Raw genomic sequence first — 13,791 nt, 5'->3', positions numbered from 1 at the left:
CACGCCTGAGTTAACAGCTGTCACGCACAGCCGTTACACCCATGCCATCGGCGTGCCCCTGCTCTCCCGCCGCGGCCGGACCCTGGCGCATAAAATTCTGATTCATCAATACCTTGTCATCTAAGACTAAAGCGCTAGCGCGACCTGGCACGCTTGCTGCTCTGCTTGAGCCTGACACCCGAACCGGATCAGCACGCCCACCACCGGCGTCATCGATGGCAGCGATCGATAGCAACAACTCATAGAGCAACAACAGGAGCAGCCCATGCCAGCATCCCCCTCCACCCAGCAGGCCGAACAGTGGCTGGCGGATTTCGACGCCGCCCTGCGCGCCGATGATATTCCGCGCGCCACCGCGCTGTTTCGCGACGACGGCTATTGGCGCGATCTGGTCGCCTTCACCTGGAACCTGAAGACCCTGGAGGGCCCGACGGAGATCGCCGCGATGCTCGAGGCCACCCTGGCGCATACCGCCCCCGGCCAGTGGCAGCTCGACGGGGAAGCCAGCGAGAGCGATGGCGTGATCGAAGCCTGGTTCACCTTTGCCACCGGGGTCGCCACCGGCAAGGGGCTGCTGCGCCTGAAGGCAGGCAGGTGCTGGACATTGCTGACCACCCTGCAGGCGCTCAACGACTACCCCGAGCCGCGGGGACACCACCGCCCCAAGGGCGCCGAGCACGGCGCCAACAAGGCGCGAGAGACCTGGCGCGAGGCGCGCGAGCGCGAGACCGCCGAGCTGGGCATCACACGCCAGCCCTACTGTCTGATCGTCGGCGGCGGCCAGGGCGGCATCGGCCTCGCCGCCCGCCTGCGCCAGATGAACGTGCCGACCCTGGTGATCGACAAGCACGAGCGCCCCGGCGATGCCTGGCGCAAGCGCTACAAGTCGCTGTGTCTGCACGACCCGGTATGGTACGACCACCTGCCCTATCTGCCCTTCCCCGACAACTGGCCGGTATTCGCGCCCAAGGACAAGATCGGCGACTGGCTGGAGATGTACACCCGGGTGATGGAGCTCAACTACTGGAGCGCCACCGAGTGCGAGAGCGCCAGCTTCGATGAGGCCAGCCACGAATGGACGGTGAAAGTGGTGCGCGACGGCCAGCCGCTGACGCTCAAGCCCAAGCAGCTGATCCTCGCCACTGGCATGTCCGGCGTGCCCAATGTGCCGCACTTCCCCGGGGCCGACGACTTCGCCGGCGAGCAGCACCACTCCAGCCGTCACCCCGGCCCCGACGCCTACCGCGGCAAGCAGGTGGTCGTGATCGGCGCCAACAACTCGGCCCACGACATCTGCGCCGCGCTGTGGGAGAACGACGCCGACGTGACCATGGTGCAGCGCTCCTCGACCCATATCGTCAAATCCGACTCGCTGATGCAGCACGCCCTCGGCCCGCTCTACTCCGAGGAGGCGTTGGCCAACGGCATCACCACCGACAAGGCGGATCTGATCTTCGCCTCGATCCCCTACCGGCTGCTGCCCGACTTCCAGCGCCCCGCCTTCGACGCCATCCGCGAGCAGGATGCCGACTTCTACCGGCGTCTCGAACGCGCGGGCTTCCTGCTCGACTTCGGCGCCGACGACTCGGGCCTGTTTCTCAAGTATCTGCGCCGGGGCTCCGGCTACTACATCGACGTCGGCGCCAGCGAACTGGTCGCCAGCGGCGAGATCAAGCTGCGCAGCGGGGTCGACGTGGCCCGTATCAACCGCCACTCGGTGAGCTTGAGCGACGGCAGCGAGCTGCCCGCCGACCTGATCGTCTACGCCACCGGCTACGGCTCGATGAACGGCTGGGCGGCGGAGATCATCTCGCAGGAGGTCGCCGACAAGGTCGGCAAGTGCTGGGGTCTGGGCTCGGATACGCCCAAGGATCCCGGCCCCTGGGAGGGCGAGCTGCGCAACATGTGGAAGCCGACCCAGCAGCCGGCGCTGTGGTTCCACGGCGGCAACCTGCACCAGTCACGCCACTACTCGCACTATCTGGCGCTGCAGCTGAAGGCGCGTCTCGAAGGTCTCGAGACGCCGGTCTATGGCCTGCAGCCGGTCCACCACCTGGCCTGAACGCCGCACGACAGCGGCAGGAGAAGATGACATGAGTGAACAGCGCATGACGGCGGCACGTTGGTACCAGGCGCGCGATATTCGCGTCGAACGCATCGCGGTCCCGGCCCTGGGCGACCCGCACCAGGTCAAGGTGAAGGTCGCCGCCTGTGGCATCTGCGGCAGCGACCTGCACGAGTACGCCGCCGGGCCGATCTTCATCCCGGTGGACTCGCCGCACCCGTTGAGCCACGACCGGGCGCCCATCGTCATGGGCCACGAATTCGCCGGCGAGGTGGTCGACGTGGGCAGCGCGGTGACCCGGGTGGCGGTAGGCGACCGGGTGGCGATCGAACCGATTCTCTCGCCCCACCGCGACGGCGCTTATCTGATGGAACGCTACAACCTGAGCCCGCAGCTGGGCTTTCACGGGCTCTCCGGCGGTGGCGGCGGCTTCGCCGAGTACACCGTGGTCGGTGAGCATATGGTGCATCGGCTGCCCGATGCACTCTCCTACGAGCAGGGCGCGCTGGTCGAACCTGCCGCGGTCGGCCTGCACGCGGTGCGCCAGAGTTCACTCAAGGCGGGCGACAGCGCGGTGGTGTTCGGCGCCGGGCCGATCGGGCTGATGGTGATCGAGTCGCTCAAGGCCGCCGGCGCGGCGTCGATTCACGCGGTCGAAGTCTCCGCCGCGCGCAAGCAGCGCGCCAGCAAACTGGGCGCGGTCGTGCACGACCCCACGGAGGCGACATCGTGGAGCGGCTCGTGGCGGCCAGCGATGGCGGCTTCGACATCGCCTTCGAGGTCACCGGCCTGCCCACCGTGCTCAACCAGGCGATCGCCAGCAGCCACGCCGGCGGCGAGACGGTGATCGTCAGCATCTGGGAGTCGGAGGCGGCGATCCATCCCAACCAACTGGTGATCCAGGAGCGTACGCTCAAGGGCATCATCGCCTATCGCCATATCTACCCCGCGGTGATCGCGCTGATGCAGCAGGGCTACTACCGCGCCGAGGATCTGGTGACCGCACGCATCGCCCTGGACGACGTGGTCAGCCAGGGGTTCGAGGCGCTGCTCGCCGACAAGGCGCAGGTGAAGATCCTGGTCGACCCCGGCGCCTGACCTGCCGCGGCACGAATCAGACAGACTCATCACACCTTTTCGATGCCAGCAACGCTTCGGCCGATGTCCATAATGCAGCGCCCAGGAGTGTGAGATCCTTCACCAGAAAGCCTGCAGTGACCGATTCAAGCCCGAGGTCTGGCGTCGTGAACAGGAAACTTAACGTACCCACCAGCGCAAACGCGGCCATCAAGCTCCCTAGCGCAGAGAGTTTGGGATAAGGCCGCCGCAGCGCGATGAGCACGGCCGTGATCACTTCGATCACACCGATCAGATTCGAGCCCCCTCGCTGCCCGAGCAAGGCATTGACCCACGAAAAGAGGGGGCTGTTCTCCGTGAGCGGTGCTATCGCAGCGGCTTCGTAGGCGGTGAATTTGAACAGGCCATAGCCGAGAAAGATCAGCACCAGGCTATAGCGAAGGATGACGAGACCGGCTGTAGCGATCAGCGGTTGTAGTTTATCAAGCGCGGTCATACGAGCCTCCGTGAGCCTTTTCAGTGGCAACGCGACTTGATCAACACAGCAATTTCATATGCTTCGCGCATACAAAATAGGCAGCGATCATCGTCCCCTTTTCAGATTCCCGCCCACCAGTCGTATCCCCTGTCCTCCCAATAGCCGCCCTTGCCACCGTGAATGTTCTTGAAGCTGTCGACGAGTTCCACCCGCATGACGTACTTGGCCTGCTTGTAGCCCAGTTGGCGCTCCGCTCGCAGACGCAGGGGCGCGCCGTTGGCCACCGGCAGCGCGGCATCGTTCAAGCCATAGGCGAGTATCGTCTGCGGATGATAGGCCTCGACCATGTCGAGACTCTCGTAGTAGAGATCGCTACCGCCGTAGGTATGATCGGCACAATGAAAGACCACGAACCTGGCCTGATCCCGCGGACGCACGCGATCGAGCAGATCCGCCAGCGGTACACCGGTCCATTGGCCGATGCAGCTCCAGCCCTCAACGCAGTCGTGGCGCGTAATCTGCGTTCGCGACGGCATCGCGCCCAGCTCGGCCAACGATAACGTCGTGGGCTGCTCGACGAGACCGTCGATCGTCAACTGCCAATCGGCGAAATCGTTCTCCACCCAGGTTCGATAGTAATCTTCCTGGGGATTTGTCGTGCCGTTGGGACGGAAGACCGGTGCGATCTGGCTCTTGTCGAACTCCTGCGCCAGCGCCTGTCGAGAGGCGATCAGTCGCTGCGCCTTGTAGGTCAGTTGCTCGACGCTACCCAGCGTGCGCCTCACCGACGCGTTGTCGGTAATCCGGTCGCAACCCGCCAGCAGGCTTCCCGCCCCCAACGCCGCCATGCCGGAGAGAAGCCGGCGCCGACTCCGATTCGGCCCGGACGATTCTGGCTTACTCATGAGAATCCTCCCGATTCACCGGCCCAGCCGGGCTTTCAGTGATGCGATAGCGCCCTGTCACCATCGAGCGCAGGTTGTTGAAGACACCCGAGACCAGCACCAGGGCGATATGCACGAAGAAAAAACCCACCAGCGAAAACGCGCAGATGAAATGCAGGGTTCTGGCGCTCTGCCGGCCGCCGAACAGCTCCGTCAGCAACGGCCAGCTCGCATTGATCAAGGGAGACATCGTCAACCCGGTGAGGATCATCATCGGTAACAGCACGAACAGCACCAGGACATAGGTGAGCTTCTGGATGCCGTTGTAGTCGGCTTCGTGATGAAAACGGAACCGCGCGTGATCGACGATCGTCCTGGGTATGGCTCTCAGCTGTCGCCACGTCGGAAAGATCGAGCCTCGCCGACGACGGCTGATCACGGTGTAAAGCAGGTACGCCACCACCGAAGGGGCAAAGATCCAGCCCGCGAGAAAATGCCAGTTTCTCCCCATGGTCAGCCACTTGTCCCCCGGCAGCGTCGCCCAACGGGGAAAGGCACGTTGGCTTAGCTGTCCATTGTCATCGGAGAGCCCCAGCACGCCAGTGGTATCGATCGTGTAGCCGGCGACTCGTACCACGCCCCGTTGTTCACCGTCGTTTCCGGCTTGGGCATGAATCGCGATGAAGGGGTCGGAGAAACCGGATTGCTCTCCCCAGTACAGAGCCGGATGCGCGTTGAATATCTGCAGACCGCTCATCAGCAGCACGATGAGACAGAGAAAATTGGTCCAGTGCCACAGCCGAGTACCCAAGCTATGGCGCTTGATCAACCTAGACGACTCCAATGCTTCCGGCTCGGAGGCCGGCTTGGAACTGGAATCGGGCTTGGGATTGGCGACGGGGCCGATACCGGATGGCATGATTCACCTCGCTTTCACGCAGACGGCATCCGGCGGCCGTGGCCGCCGGAAGGCCATGGCTCAATTATCGTGATCCATGCTGTCCTGACCCATGGCGTCGTCGTGGCTCATGCCGTCCTGACCCATGGCATCGTCGTGGCCCATGCTGTCCTGACCCATGGCATCGTCATGGCCCATGTTGTCCTGACCCATGGCATCGTCATGGCCCATGTTGTCCTGACCCATGGCGTCGTCGTGGCCCATGCTGTCCTGACCCATGGAGTCTTGAGACATACTATCGGTTTGCGTTTCCTGGGCACTGGCAAGGCTCGTAAACAACACGCCACCGCTCAACAACGTGGCACTCAATGCAATCAGCAACTTCGATTTAGGCGAAATCATGGCCGTCTCCATACTCTGCGTCGGTAACACCACCTCGGGAACGAGGCGGTGATAGCAAGGTAATCCGCGATTTCGCGCCAATCATCACGAAATCATAACGTCCAATAATCGCGTTGCATCGATCACGTTCGCGTGATGACTCCACCGGGTATCTCGGCTATGTTCGGTCCTTTGATCGCTCGGAGTCACACATGTCGCGCTCGATACTCTGCGTGGAGGATGATCCCGATATCGGACGTCTTCTGGAGACCATACTGGCCGAGGCCGGCTACGCTACCGAATGGGTCAGTACCGGTGAAGCGGCACTGTCGCGATGGGCGGAGTCGTCGATGGTGATCCTCGATCTGATGTTGCCGGGCATCGATGGCCTGCAGGTCTGCCGCGAGATCCGCCGTGAGGACGCCACCATCCCGCTGATCATGTTGACGGCACTTGCCGGCACCCGGGAAGTGGTCGAAGGCCTGGAAATCGGCGCCGACGACTACATCACCAAGCCATTCGACACCGACATTCTGGTGGCGAGGATCCACGCGCTGATGCGGCGCCGGGAAGCGGTCGACGCGCACAGGAGGTCCGACCCCGGTCCCGTCGTCGTGATGGATCTGGAGATCGACGCCACCCATCACCGCGCGACGCTGCATGGGCGCCCGCTCTCCCTGACCGCCAGAGAGTTTGCTCTGCTCTCGTTCTTTTCCCGCCACCCCGGCCGCGGCTTTTCCCGGGGCGAGCTGCTCGACGCCGTGTGGGGTGCGGAATTCGACGGTTACGACCACACCGTCAACACGCATATCAACCGCCTGCGCAACAAGATCGAGGACGATCCCGCCCACCCGCGTTACATCCTGACCGTGTGGGGCATCGGCTACCGCTTTACCGACCTTCCGGCATTGGCGGCCGAGTGAACATGTGGCCACTTCTCAGACGAGCCTATCGCAGTCTCTACGCACGCATCGTCTTCATCTATCTGGCCAGCATGATCGCGCTGTCCGCGGCGACCGCGCTGATCGCAGTCGATCAGTTCGACCAGTTGGGCCGTGAATGGCTGCAACGCTCCCAGATCAACATGGCGCGACAGTTGGCCCAGACCCTTCGAGCACCACTCAGCCAGGGTCTCGACAACGACCGGGTGCATACCGCCATCCAGCAGATCATGACTATCAATCCGTCGCTGTCGCTATACGTTCTCGATGAAAACGGCAGCGTGGTCGGTGCCTACAGCGAGGGTTCGTGCGGTCTGGGCGAGCAGGTCGACCGGGGCGCCATCGCCGAACTGCTCTCGGAGATGCCCATGCTGCCGGTCTATGCGGACATGCCCTGCCAGGATGGTGAAGGGGTGTTCTCGGTAGCGCCGGTGACCTTCGGCCCCGAAGCCACACCGGGCTATCTGTTCGTTCGGCTGGAGGCCAATACCCAGGTATCGATGTCCAATATCTGGGAGACCAGCGGCATCACCCGGACCCTGCTCATTGCCACCGGCGTCGCCTTACTGTTGACTCTCGTGGTGGGGCTTGCGCTGTTTGCGTTGCTGACCCGCCGGTTCACTCGGGTGACACGCGCCGTGCGCCACTTCGCCCGCGGCGACTACCGCCAGCGCGTCCCCGACCGGATCGACGACGAGATCGGTCGCGTGGGCCGAGCCTTCAACGAGATGGCCGCCACCATCGAGGCGCAGGTAGAGGCGCTGCACGACAACGACCGTCAGCGCCGGGAACTGGTCGCCAATCTCTCCCACGAATTCCGCACACCGCTGACGTCGCTGTCCGGCTACACCCGGCAACTGCTGCGCACCGCGACCTCCGCCGACAGTCGCGAGAGCCTCGAGGCCATTCGTCTCAACGTGGATCGACTGACCCGACTGGCCACCCAGCTTTCACAGATGTCCCACGCCAATATCTCCGACCGGGCGCTGAGCCTCGAGTCTTTCTCTTTCGCCGAGCTGGCCAACGACATCGTCAGCAAGTTCCGGCCCAGGGCCGAGGAGAATGGCATCTTCCTCGCGGTCGAGAACGAAGCCGACATGGCCCAGGTGGCCGCGGATGTCGAGCTGATCGACCACGCCCTGACCAACCTGGTCGACAATGCCCTGTTCGCCACCAATGCCGGCGGGCGCGTCACGATCCGCATCCTCCACCTGAATGCCGACACCCTCAAGATCGGCGTTCGCGACACCGGTATCGGCATGAAACCCGAGGAGATCGCCCTGGTCTGCCAGCGCTTCTATCGCACCGCCCATGGTCGCGAGCGCGGCGACGGGACAGGCCTCGGCCTGGCAATCGTCTCCGATGTGCTGAAACGTCACGACTCGAAACTGACACTCGAGAGCAAGCCCGGCCGCGGCTCATGCATCTGGTTCACGCTGCCGCTGGCGAAGCCATGATAACCTGACCGAGACGGCAATCCCGGCTCGCTGGCTCTCACGGAGGCTTCTCATGACAGATCGTATCCTCGTGTTCTACGGTTCCTACCGATCCGACCGCGCCGGCATCCGGCTGGCTGACTATGTGGTGCGCACGCTCGATGCCCAGGGTGCCGACGCCGAGCTCATCGACGCCAAGGCCGTCGACCTGCCGATGCTGGACCGCATGTACAAGGAGTACCCCGCGGGCGAGGCGCCGCCACCGATGGAGGCGCTGGCGAACAAGATCCGCGGCGCGGACGGTTTCGTCTTCGTCACCGGCGAATACAACTGGGGCGTGCAGCCAGGGTTGAAGAATTTGACCGACCACTTCCTGGAGGAGTGGTTCTGGCGACCGGCCGGTATCGTCAGCTACTCGGCCGGCCGCCTCGGCGGTGCCCACGCCAATCTCGCCTGGCGCGGCACCCTGGCCGAGATGGGCATGGTGGTCATCTCCAGCACGGTCACGGTCGGCCAGATCGGCAAGACCCTGGACGACACCGGGACGCCCATCGGCGATGCCGGCAAATCCTTCGAACGCGCCTTCGGCCGATTTGCCGACGACCTGAGGTGGTGGGTCGAGGCAGGCAGGCGCCAGCGCGAGCATCGATCGCCGCCTTTCTGAGCAAACACGTTACACTGGTGTGACTATCCCACCTGCGAACGCGGGCGATGCCGGCCACGGATTCGGGCTCGGCGTCGACTTTATCGACAAGGAGTCTTCGACCTTCGCATGACCACCGATCCTCTCGTGTCAGTCGTCGCCCGTCATGGGCAGCCGTCCCAGCGATGAGCGACACCCGCCTCTTCCGCTCGCTGCGCGTCTACAACTACCGGATCTGGGCCGGTGGCGCGCTGGTCTCCAATATCGGCACCTGGATGCAGCGCGTCGCCCAGGACTGGCTGGTCCTGACCGTGCTCACCGACCACAACGCCAGCGCCGTCGGCATCACCATGGCGCTGCAGTTCGGGCCGCAGCTGCTGCTGTTGCCGTTCACTGGCTATGCGGCGGACCGCTTCGACCGCCGTCGCCTGATCATGTTGACCCAAGCCCTGCTAGGCCTGCTGGCGTTGGGGCTCGGCCTGGTCACCGTGACCGGCGCGGTCACGTTATGGCAGGTCTACGCCTTCGCATTGGGGCTCGGCTGCGTCACCGCCTTCGACGGTCCGGCCCGCCAGGTATTCGTCAACGACCTGGTCGGCGAGACCTACCTCGCCAACGCCGTCGCCCTCAACTCGACCTCGTTCAACAGCGCGCGCATGATCGGCCCGGCGGTGGCCGGCGTGCTGATCGCCGCCATCGGCACCGGCTGGGTCTTTCTCATCAACGCGGCCTCTTTCGCGGCCGTGCTGGGCTCGCTGTTCCTGCTGCGGGTCGACCAGCTCCACACGCCGCTCAAGTCGGATCGTCGCGCCGGCGGGCTGCTGGAGGGCTTTCGCTATGTCTGGAGACGTCCCGACCTGAAGGCGATGATGGTCATGCTGTTCCTGATCGGCACCTTCGGCTTCAACTTCCCGATCTACATCTCGACCATGTCGGTCTCCATCTTCCACGGTGGCGCCGACCAGTACGGCGTTCTCACCTCGGCGCTGGCGATCGGATCGGTGGGTGGTGCGCTCATGGCCGCCCGTCGGGAACGGCCTGACCTGCGCCTACTGAGCGTATCGACCCTCGTCTTCGGCGTCTTCAGCGCCCTGGCGGCAGTTTCGCCCAACGTCGTCCTTTTCGCCGCCATGCTAACCCTGACCGGATTCACGGCACTGACCTTCAACACGTCGTCCAACGCACTGATGCAGTTGACGACCGATCCCGCCATGCGTGGCCGGGTGATGGCACTGAGGATGGCGGTGATCATGGGCGGCACACCGCTCGGCGCCCCCATCGTCGGCTGGCTTGCCGATCACGCCGGACCGCGCTGGGCCATGATGGTCGCTGCCGCGTCCGGCGTGATCGCGGCGGCGGTTGCGGCGCGGCTGGTCCTGCAGCAACGGCTTCGTCAACGACCCGAACAGTAGCCGTGCATCATCGCGCTGAGGGCAGGCTGGGCCACCGCCTCGTCATGCCCGACATGCCGGGGGCCTGCTCGCGCATCAGTTCGATGAAACGGCGCAGACGCGGCGGATAATCGTCGGCGTAAGGGTAGACCAGATAGACCGGCAACGGCGACGCATACCAGCTCGGCACCAACTGGATCAGACGCCCCTCTTCCAGATCGTCAGCAACCCGCCAGGTCGAAAAGATAGCGGCACCGAAGCCGGAAACCGCGAGCCGACGCATGGCCGACAGATTGTCGGTACTCACCCTAGGGGCGATGGCGAAATGCTGTTCGCGGCCGTCGACGGCGTGTGTCAGCGAGACGCGATCGCGATAGAAGGTGCGTAGTGCCAGCCAGGGTAACGAAGCCACGGCATCGATATCATCGATCTCGATCCCGGCCACCACTTCCGGCGCGACCACCACGATACGCGGTACCTCCGCCACGGGCACGGCGACGACTGCGGGGTCCTCTACCTTGCCGACACGAATCACGCAGTCGATGCCTTCAGCGATGAAGTCCGGATAGCGGTCGTGCAGCAGCCATTCGACGCTGACCTCCGGGCAGGCCTGAAGGTAGGATTCGAGCAGTTCCAGCAACTGCTCCTGGCCGAAGGCATGCGGTACCAGCACGCGCAGCCTGCCGCGCGGCGTCTCGGTCAACCCCTGGAGATCCTGGACCATCGAGTCCCAGCACTCGCAAACGCTCTGGGCGTGGCGAAAGCAGCGCTCGCCATCATCAGTCAGGCTGAGACGATGGGTCGAGCGTTGAATCAGACGCAGGCCCAGCATGCTCTCCAGCGCCTTGAGACGCCGGCTGACAGTGGGCTGGCTCACGTTCAAGCGCTGGGCTGCGGCCGACAGATTGCCGGTCTCCACGATACGCATAAAGGTCTGCAGCAGTTCGAGGCGATCGGTGGAGCCAAGCCTGGGATCGTCCATGGCGATTTATTCGTTCCACGTATAACCGTTGTTCGAATCACGCTACTACACGCGATGGTCATACACCATCAGAATGCACGACACCCATCCCCTGTATTCTGCGATAAACGTGCTACGAGAAACCGCATGACCCTATCTTCCCCTCGGGAGTCGTCGGCGCTGTCGGCGCGATTGACGCTACTGCTCGCCACCGGCACCGGTCTCACCGTGGCATCGCTCTACTACGCCCAGCCGCTGCTCGGCGTGTTGGCGGCCGACATGCAGATACCCGCTCACACGGCGGGACTGATCCCGACGCTGACCCAGCTCGGCTACGCGTTGGGCATCTTGCTCCTGATCCCGCTCGGCGATCGCGTCAACCGCCGAAAACTGATCCTAGCCAAGATAGTGGCGCTCGTACTGGCCCTGCTGGCGACAGCGCTGGCGCCTTCGCTTGCGATGCTGCTGTCCGCGAGTTTTGCTGTAGGAATCACGGCAAGCGCCGCCCAGGACATTGTACCCGCAGCGACCCTGCTCGCCGACGATCGCGAGCGCGGCAAGGTCGTCGGTTCAGTGATGTCCGGCCTGCTCCTGGGCATCCTGCTGTCGCTGGTGGTGAGCGGCCTGGTTGCCCAGGCGTTCGGCTGGCGGGCGATCTTTCTGCTGGCCGCGCTGCTCGTCGCCCTGGTGGGCATTGCGCTATGGCGCGGGCTGCCACATTTCTCGCCGACCACCGAGCTGCGCTACGGCCAACTGCTGGCGACGCTCTACCATCTGTGGCGAGACCATGCCGAGCTGAGGCGCGCGGCCATCGCTCAGGGATTTCTGAGCATCGCGTTCAGTGCTTTCTGGGCCACACTATCGATTCATTTGCTCGACGCCTTCAATCTCGGCAGCGCCATCGCCGGGGCATTCGGTCTTGCTGGTGCCGGTGGCGTGCTAGCCGCCCCTTTTGCCGGCAGGCTCGCTGATCGCATCGGTCCGCACCAGGTCACCCGCATCGGTGCTGCGATCACTACGCTCGCCTTCATGGTCATGGCTGCCGCCGACTGGCTGCCTTTGGCTGGCGCGCTGATCGTGCTCGGGATAGGCGCCCTGGCGTTCAACTTCGGCCTACAATCGACGCTGGTTGCCCACCAATCGTTGATCTTCGGCCTCGATCCCGGTGCCCGCGGCCGCATCAACGCGGTAATGTTCAGCGTCGTTTTCGCCGGCATGGCACTAGGCTCCGCGCTTGGCAGCGCCATTCTCGGTCAGTGGGGTTGGCTCGGTGTCGTCGCGCTGGCAACGGTATCGGCGCTGGGCGCCTTGCTGATCCGTCTGCTCGATCGAACGCCGACGCTGGCCGCGTAACGCTGAGCGGTGCTGCGTAGTCAAGCGCGTCATGTAATCAAAGACGCCCAAAATGCCGCCGGTTTCCCGCCGGCGGCATCGACGATTCCACGAGGTTACGCGTGCTTGGAAGGAAACCCCATTTTCTCGAGCGTCAGAGTCTCATCGGCACGCCCCCAACCGCCATCGGCGACCTCCTCCACCAACACCATGGTGAAGGGACGAACCGCTTCGCCAAAATACTCGACGAACATCTCCGTCGTGCGATGGATGATCTCTTCCTTGCGAGCATGATCGAGAAGGCCTTCAGGTAACTTGTAGTTGGCAAATGGCATGGATTATCTCCCTAGGATCAAAAGGTTTGGGTAAGGCAAAGAACCGGCGATTCCGATCATGTCATCACTACTTCACACCATCCCGCCGTTGACGCGCAGAATCTGACCATTGACCCAGCGGCCCAGCGGCCCGGCCAGAAACGACACCACGCCGGCGATCTCTTCCGGCTGGCCCAGGCGTTCGAACGGCGCCATGTTGGCGATCGACTGGATCTGCTCCTCGCTCTTGCCCTCGAAGAAAAGCTCGGTACCCACCGGTCCCGGGGCCACGGCGTTGACGGCGATATCTCGCCCTCGCAGCTCGTTGGCGAGCACCTTGACCAGCCCTTCAACGCCGGCCTTGCTGGCGATATAGGCGCCGTAGCCGGGAAACGACTTGCCCAGCACCGAGGAAGAGAAAGCGATGATGCGACCGTCCGCGCTCAGGATCTCGGCCGCCTTCGCCATCACCAGCCAACTGCCGCGCAGATTGGTCGCGAGCGTCCGATCGAGAACCTCGACGTTGTCGCCGGTCATCTCCGCCATCTGCATCATGCCGGCGTTGTTGACCACCACATCCAGGCGACCGAATGCCGCCAACCCCTGCTCGAACAGACGGGTCACGGCATCGGCGTCCGCGATATCGGCCTGAACCGCCCGGGCATGGCCGCCCTCGGCTTCGATATCGGCGACGACTTCCTTGGCCAGGGCGGTGTTGCCTGCGTAGTTGACCACCACGGCGAAGCCGTCAGCGGCCAGTTGCAAGGCGATGGCGCGACCGATGCCCCGAGAGGCCCCGGTGACCAACGCGACTCTGAGTGTGCTATCCGTCATAAGTCGACTCCTTGTCGATGTCGTATCGATCAATCAATGTCGGGGCGATGCCAGGCGAGAGAGGCTCGCCGAGCGATCGACGCCAGTATTGGCATTTCTCTGACCCGAATAAATTCGCTAATCTGCCAATACTATTCAGAATGGGCGAACAATCCC

General features: G+C 63.8%; 15 protein-coding genes. 8 read left to right on the top strand and 7 right to left on the bottom strand.

Features of this window, described 5'->3' with window-relative positions; all coding sequences use genetic code 11:
* Window positions 1-265: 265 nt before the first annotated feature.
* From F0A16_RS00515 to F0A16_RS22070, 3 genes are read left to right on the top strand one after another with little or no spacing between them, the layout of a single operon-like run.
* On the top strand, window positions 266-2,062 hold the full coding sequence (locus tag F0A16_RS00515; protein ID WP_149433457.1) for an NAD(P)/FAD-dependent oxidoreductase: 1,797 nt from the start codon (window positions 266-268) through the stop codon (window positions 2,060-2,062).
* 31 nt (window positions 2,063-2,093) lie between these two features.
* On the top strand, window positions 2,094-2,912 hold the full coding sequence (locus F0A16_RS00510; protein ID WP_275401738.1) for an alcohol dehydrogenase catalytic domain-containing protein: 819 nt from the start codon (window positions 2,094-2,096) through the stop codon (window positions 2,910-2,912).
* The gene (locus F0A16_RS22070) at window positions 2,807-3,163 is read left to right on the top strand and encodes a zinc-binding dehydrogenase (protein WP_338100579.1); all 357 of its coding nucleotides are present in this window, start codon (window positions 2,807-2,809) and stop codon (window positions 3,161-3,163) included. The genes F0A16_RS00510 and F0A16_RS22070 overlap by 106 nt, the downstream gene beginning before the upstream one ends.
* A 16-nt stretch (window positions 3,164-3,179) precedes the next feature.
* On the opposite strand, the gene F0A16_RS00505 is transcribed toward F0A16_RS22070, so the two are convergent.
* The 4 genes from F0A16_RS00505 to F0A16_RS00490 all read right to left on the bottom strand — a co-directional run bounded on the left by F0A16_RS00505 (window position 3,180) and on the right by F0A16_RS00490 (window position 5,804).
* Window positions 3,180-3,638 carry a DUF417 family protein gene (locus F0A16_RS00505; protein ID WP_149433456.1) on the bottom strand — a complete coding sequence of 153 codons (459 nt, stop codon included), beginning with the start codon at window positions 3,636-3,638 and terminating at the stop codon, window positions 3,180-3,182.
* Window positions 3,639-3,739: 101 nt separating this feature from the next.
* A complete protein-coding gene (locus F0A16_RS00500; RefSeq protein WP_149433455.1) occupies window positions 3,740-4,525 on the bottom strand; it encodes a molybdopterin-binding protein in 786 nt (261 codons plus the stop codon).
* Window positions 4,518-5,423: a cytochrome b/b6 domain-containing protein gene (locus tag F0A16_RS00495; protein ID WP_149433454.1), complete on the bottom strand. Its 906-nt coding sequence runs from the start codon at window positions 5,421-5,423 to the stop codon at window positions 4,518-4,520. Before F0A16_RS00495 ends, F0A16_RS00500 begins: the two co-directional genes overlap by 8 nt.
* A 60-nt stretch (window positions 5,424-5,483) precedes the next feature.
* Complete coding sequence (locus F0A16_RS00490; RefSeq protein ID WP_223119675.1) at window positions 5,484-5,804, bottom strand: pentapeptide MXKDX repeat protein; 321 nt, start codon at window positions 5,802-5,804, stop codon at window positions 5,484-5,486.
* A 191-nt stretch (window positions 5,805-5,995) separates the two neighbouring features.
* Here F0A16_RS00490 and F0A16_RS00485 point away from each other — a divergent pair, with 191 nt between their 5' ends.
* From F0A16_RS00485 to F0A16_RS00470, 4 genes are all read left to right on the top strand, one after another.
* Window positions 5,996-6,706: a response regulator transcription factor gene (locus F0A16_RS00485; RefSeq protein ID WP_149433453.1), complete on the top strand. Its 711-nt coding sequence runs from the start codon at window positions 5,996-5,998 to the stop codon at window positions 6,704-6,706.
* Window positions 6,707-6,708: 2 nt separating this feature from the next.
* On the top strand, window positions 6,709-8,181 hold the full coding sequence (locus F0A16_RS00480) for a sensor histidine kinase (RefSeq protein ID WP_149433452.1): 1,473 nt from the start codon (window positions 6,709-6,711) through the stop codon (window positions 8,179-8,181).
* A gap of 52 nt (window positions 8,182-8,233) precedes the next feature.
* A complete protein-coding gene (locus tag F0A16_RS00475) occupies window positions 8,234-8,824 on the top strand; it encodes an NADPH-dependent FMN reductase (protein ID WP_149433451.1) in 591 nt (196 codons plus the stop codon).
* 164 nt (window positions 8,825-8,988) lie between these two features.
* Window positions 8,989-10,215 carry an MFS transporter gene (locus F0A16_RS00470; protein WP_149433450.1) on the top strand — a complete coding sequence of 409 codons (1,227 nt, stop codon included), beginning with the start codon at window positions 8,989-8,991 and terminating at the stop codon, window positions 10,213-10,215.
* Window positions 10,216-10,222: 7 nt separating this feature from the next.
* Here the strand turns inward: F0A16_RS00470 and F0A16_RS00465 are convergent, their stop codons facing one another.
* The gene (locus F0A16_RS00465; RefSeq protein WP_149433449.1) at window positions 10,223-11,176 is read right to left on the bottom strand and encodes a LysR family transcriptional regulator; all 954 of its coding nucleotides are present in this window, start codon (window positions 11,174-11,176) and stop codon (window positions 10,223-10,225) included.
* A 126-nt stretch (window positions 11,177-11,302) separates the two neighbouring features.
* On the opposite strand from F0A16_RS00465, the gene F0A16_RS00460 reads away from it, so the two are divergent.
* Window positions 11,303-12,508, top strand: coding sequence for an MFS transporter (locus tag F0A16_RS00460; RefSeq protein WP_149433448.1), 1,206 nt, complete (start codon window positions 11,303-11,305; stop codon window positions 12,506-12,508).
* Between the two features lie 95 nt (window positions 12,509-12,603).
* On the opposite strand, the gene F0A16_RS00455 is transcribed toward F0A16_RS00460, so the two are convergent.
* The gene (locus tag F0A16_RS00455) at window positions 12,604-12,822 is read right to left on the bottom strand and encodes a tautomerase family protein (protein ID WP_149433447.1); all 219 of its coding nucleotides are present in this window, start codon (window positions 12,820-12,822) and stop codon (window positions 12,604-12,606) included.
* Window positions 12,823-12,894: 72 nt separating this feature from the next.
* The gene (locus tag F0A16_RS00450; protein ID WP_149433446.1) at window positions 12,895-13,635 is read right to left on the bottom strand and encodes an SDR family oxidoreductase; all 741 of its coding nucleotides are present in this window, start codon (window positions 13,633-13,635) and stop codon (window positions 12,895-12,897) included.
* Window positions 13,636-13,791: the final 156 nt, after the last annotated feature.

This window comes from Salinicola corii (genome assembly GCF_008298015.1).
In the GTDB taxonomy this organism is placed as follows: Bacteria; Pseudomonadota; Gammaproteobacteria; order Pseudomonadales; family Halomonadaceae; genus Salinicola; species Salinicola corii.
This window is presented reverse-complemented; position numbering and strand designations above follow the sequence as displayed.

Coding starts and splice junctions, on each gene's coding strand:
- F0A16_RS00515 (WP_149433457.1), top strand. CDS start 266: ATGCCAGCATCCCCCTCCACCCAGCAGGCCGAACAGTGGCTGGCGGAT.
- F0A16_RS00510 (WP_275401738.1), top strand. CDS start 2,094: ATGAGTGAACAGCGCATGACGGCGGCACGTTGGTACCAGGCGCGCGAT.
- F0A16_RS00505 (WP_149433456.1), bottom strand. CDS start 3,638: ATGACCGCGCTTGATAAACTACAACCGCTGATCGCTACAGCCGGTCTC.
- F0A16_RS00500 (WP_149433455.1), bottom strand. CDS start 4,525: ATGAGTAAGCCAGAATCGTCCGGGCCGAATCGGAGTCGGCGCCGGCTT.
- F0A16_RS00495 (WP_149433454.1), bottom strand. CDS start 5,423: ATGCCATCCGGTATCGGCCCCGTCGCCAATCCCAAGCCCGATTCCAGT.
- F0A16_RS00490 (WP_223119675.1), bottom strand. CDS start 5,804: ATGATTTCGCCTAAATCGAAGTTGCTGATTGCATTGAGTGCCACGTTG.
- F0A16_RS00485 (WP_149433453.1), top strand. CDS start 5,996: ATGTCGCGCTCGATACTCTGCGTGGAGGATGATCCCGATATCGGACGT.
- F0A16_RS00480 (WP_149433452.1), top strand. CDS start 6,709: ATGTGGCCACTTCTCAGACGAGCCTATCGCAGTCTCTACGCACGCATC.
- F0A16_RS00475 (WP_149433451.1), top strand. CDS start 8,234: ATGACAGATCGTATCCTCGTGTTCTACGGTTCCTACCGATCCGACCGC.
- F0A16_RS00470 (WP_149433450.1), top strand. CDS start 8,989: ATGAGCGACACCCGCCTCTTCCGCTCGCTGCGCGTCTACAACTACCGG.
- F0A16_RS00465 (WP_149433449.1), bottom strand. CDS start 11,176: ATGGACGATCCCAGGCTTGGCTCCACCGATCGCCTCGAACTGCTGCAG.
- F0A16_RS00460 (WP_149433448.1), top strand. CDS start 11,303: ATGACCCTATCTTCCCCTCGGGAGTCGTCGGCGCTGTCGGCGCGATTG.
- F0A16_RS00455 (WP_149433447.1), bottom strand. CDS start 12,822: ATGCCATTTGCCAACTACAAGTTACCTGAAGGCCTTCTCGATCATGCT.
- F0A16_RS00450 (WP_149433446.1), bottom strand. CDS start 13,635: ATGACGGATAGCACACTCAGAGTCGCGTTGGTCACCGGGGCCTCTCGG.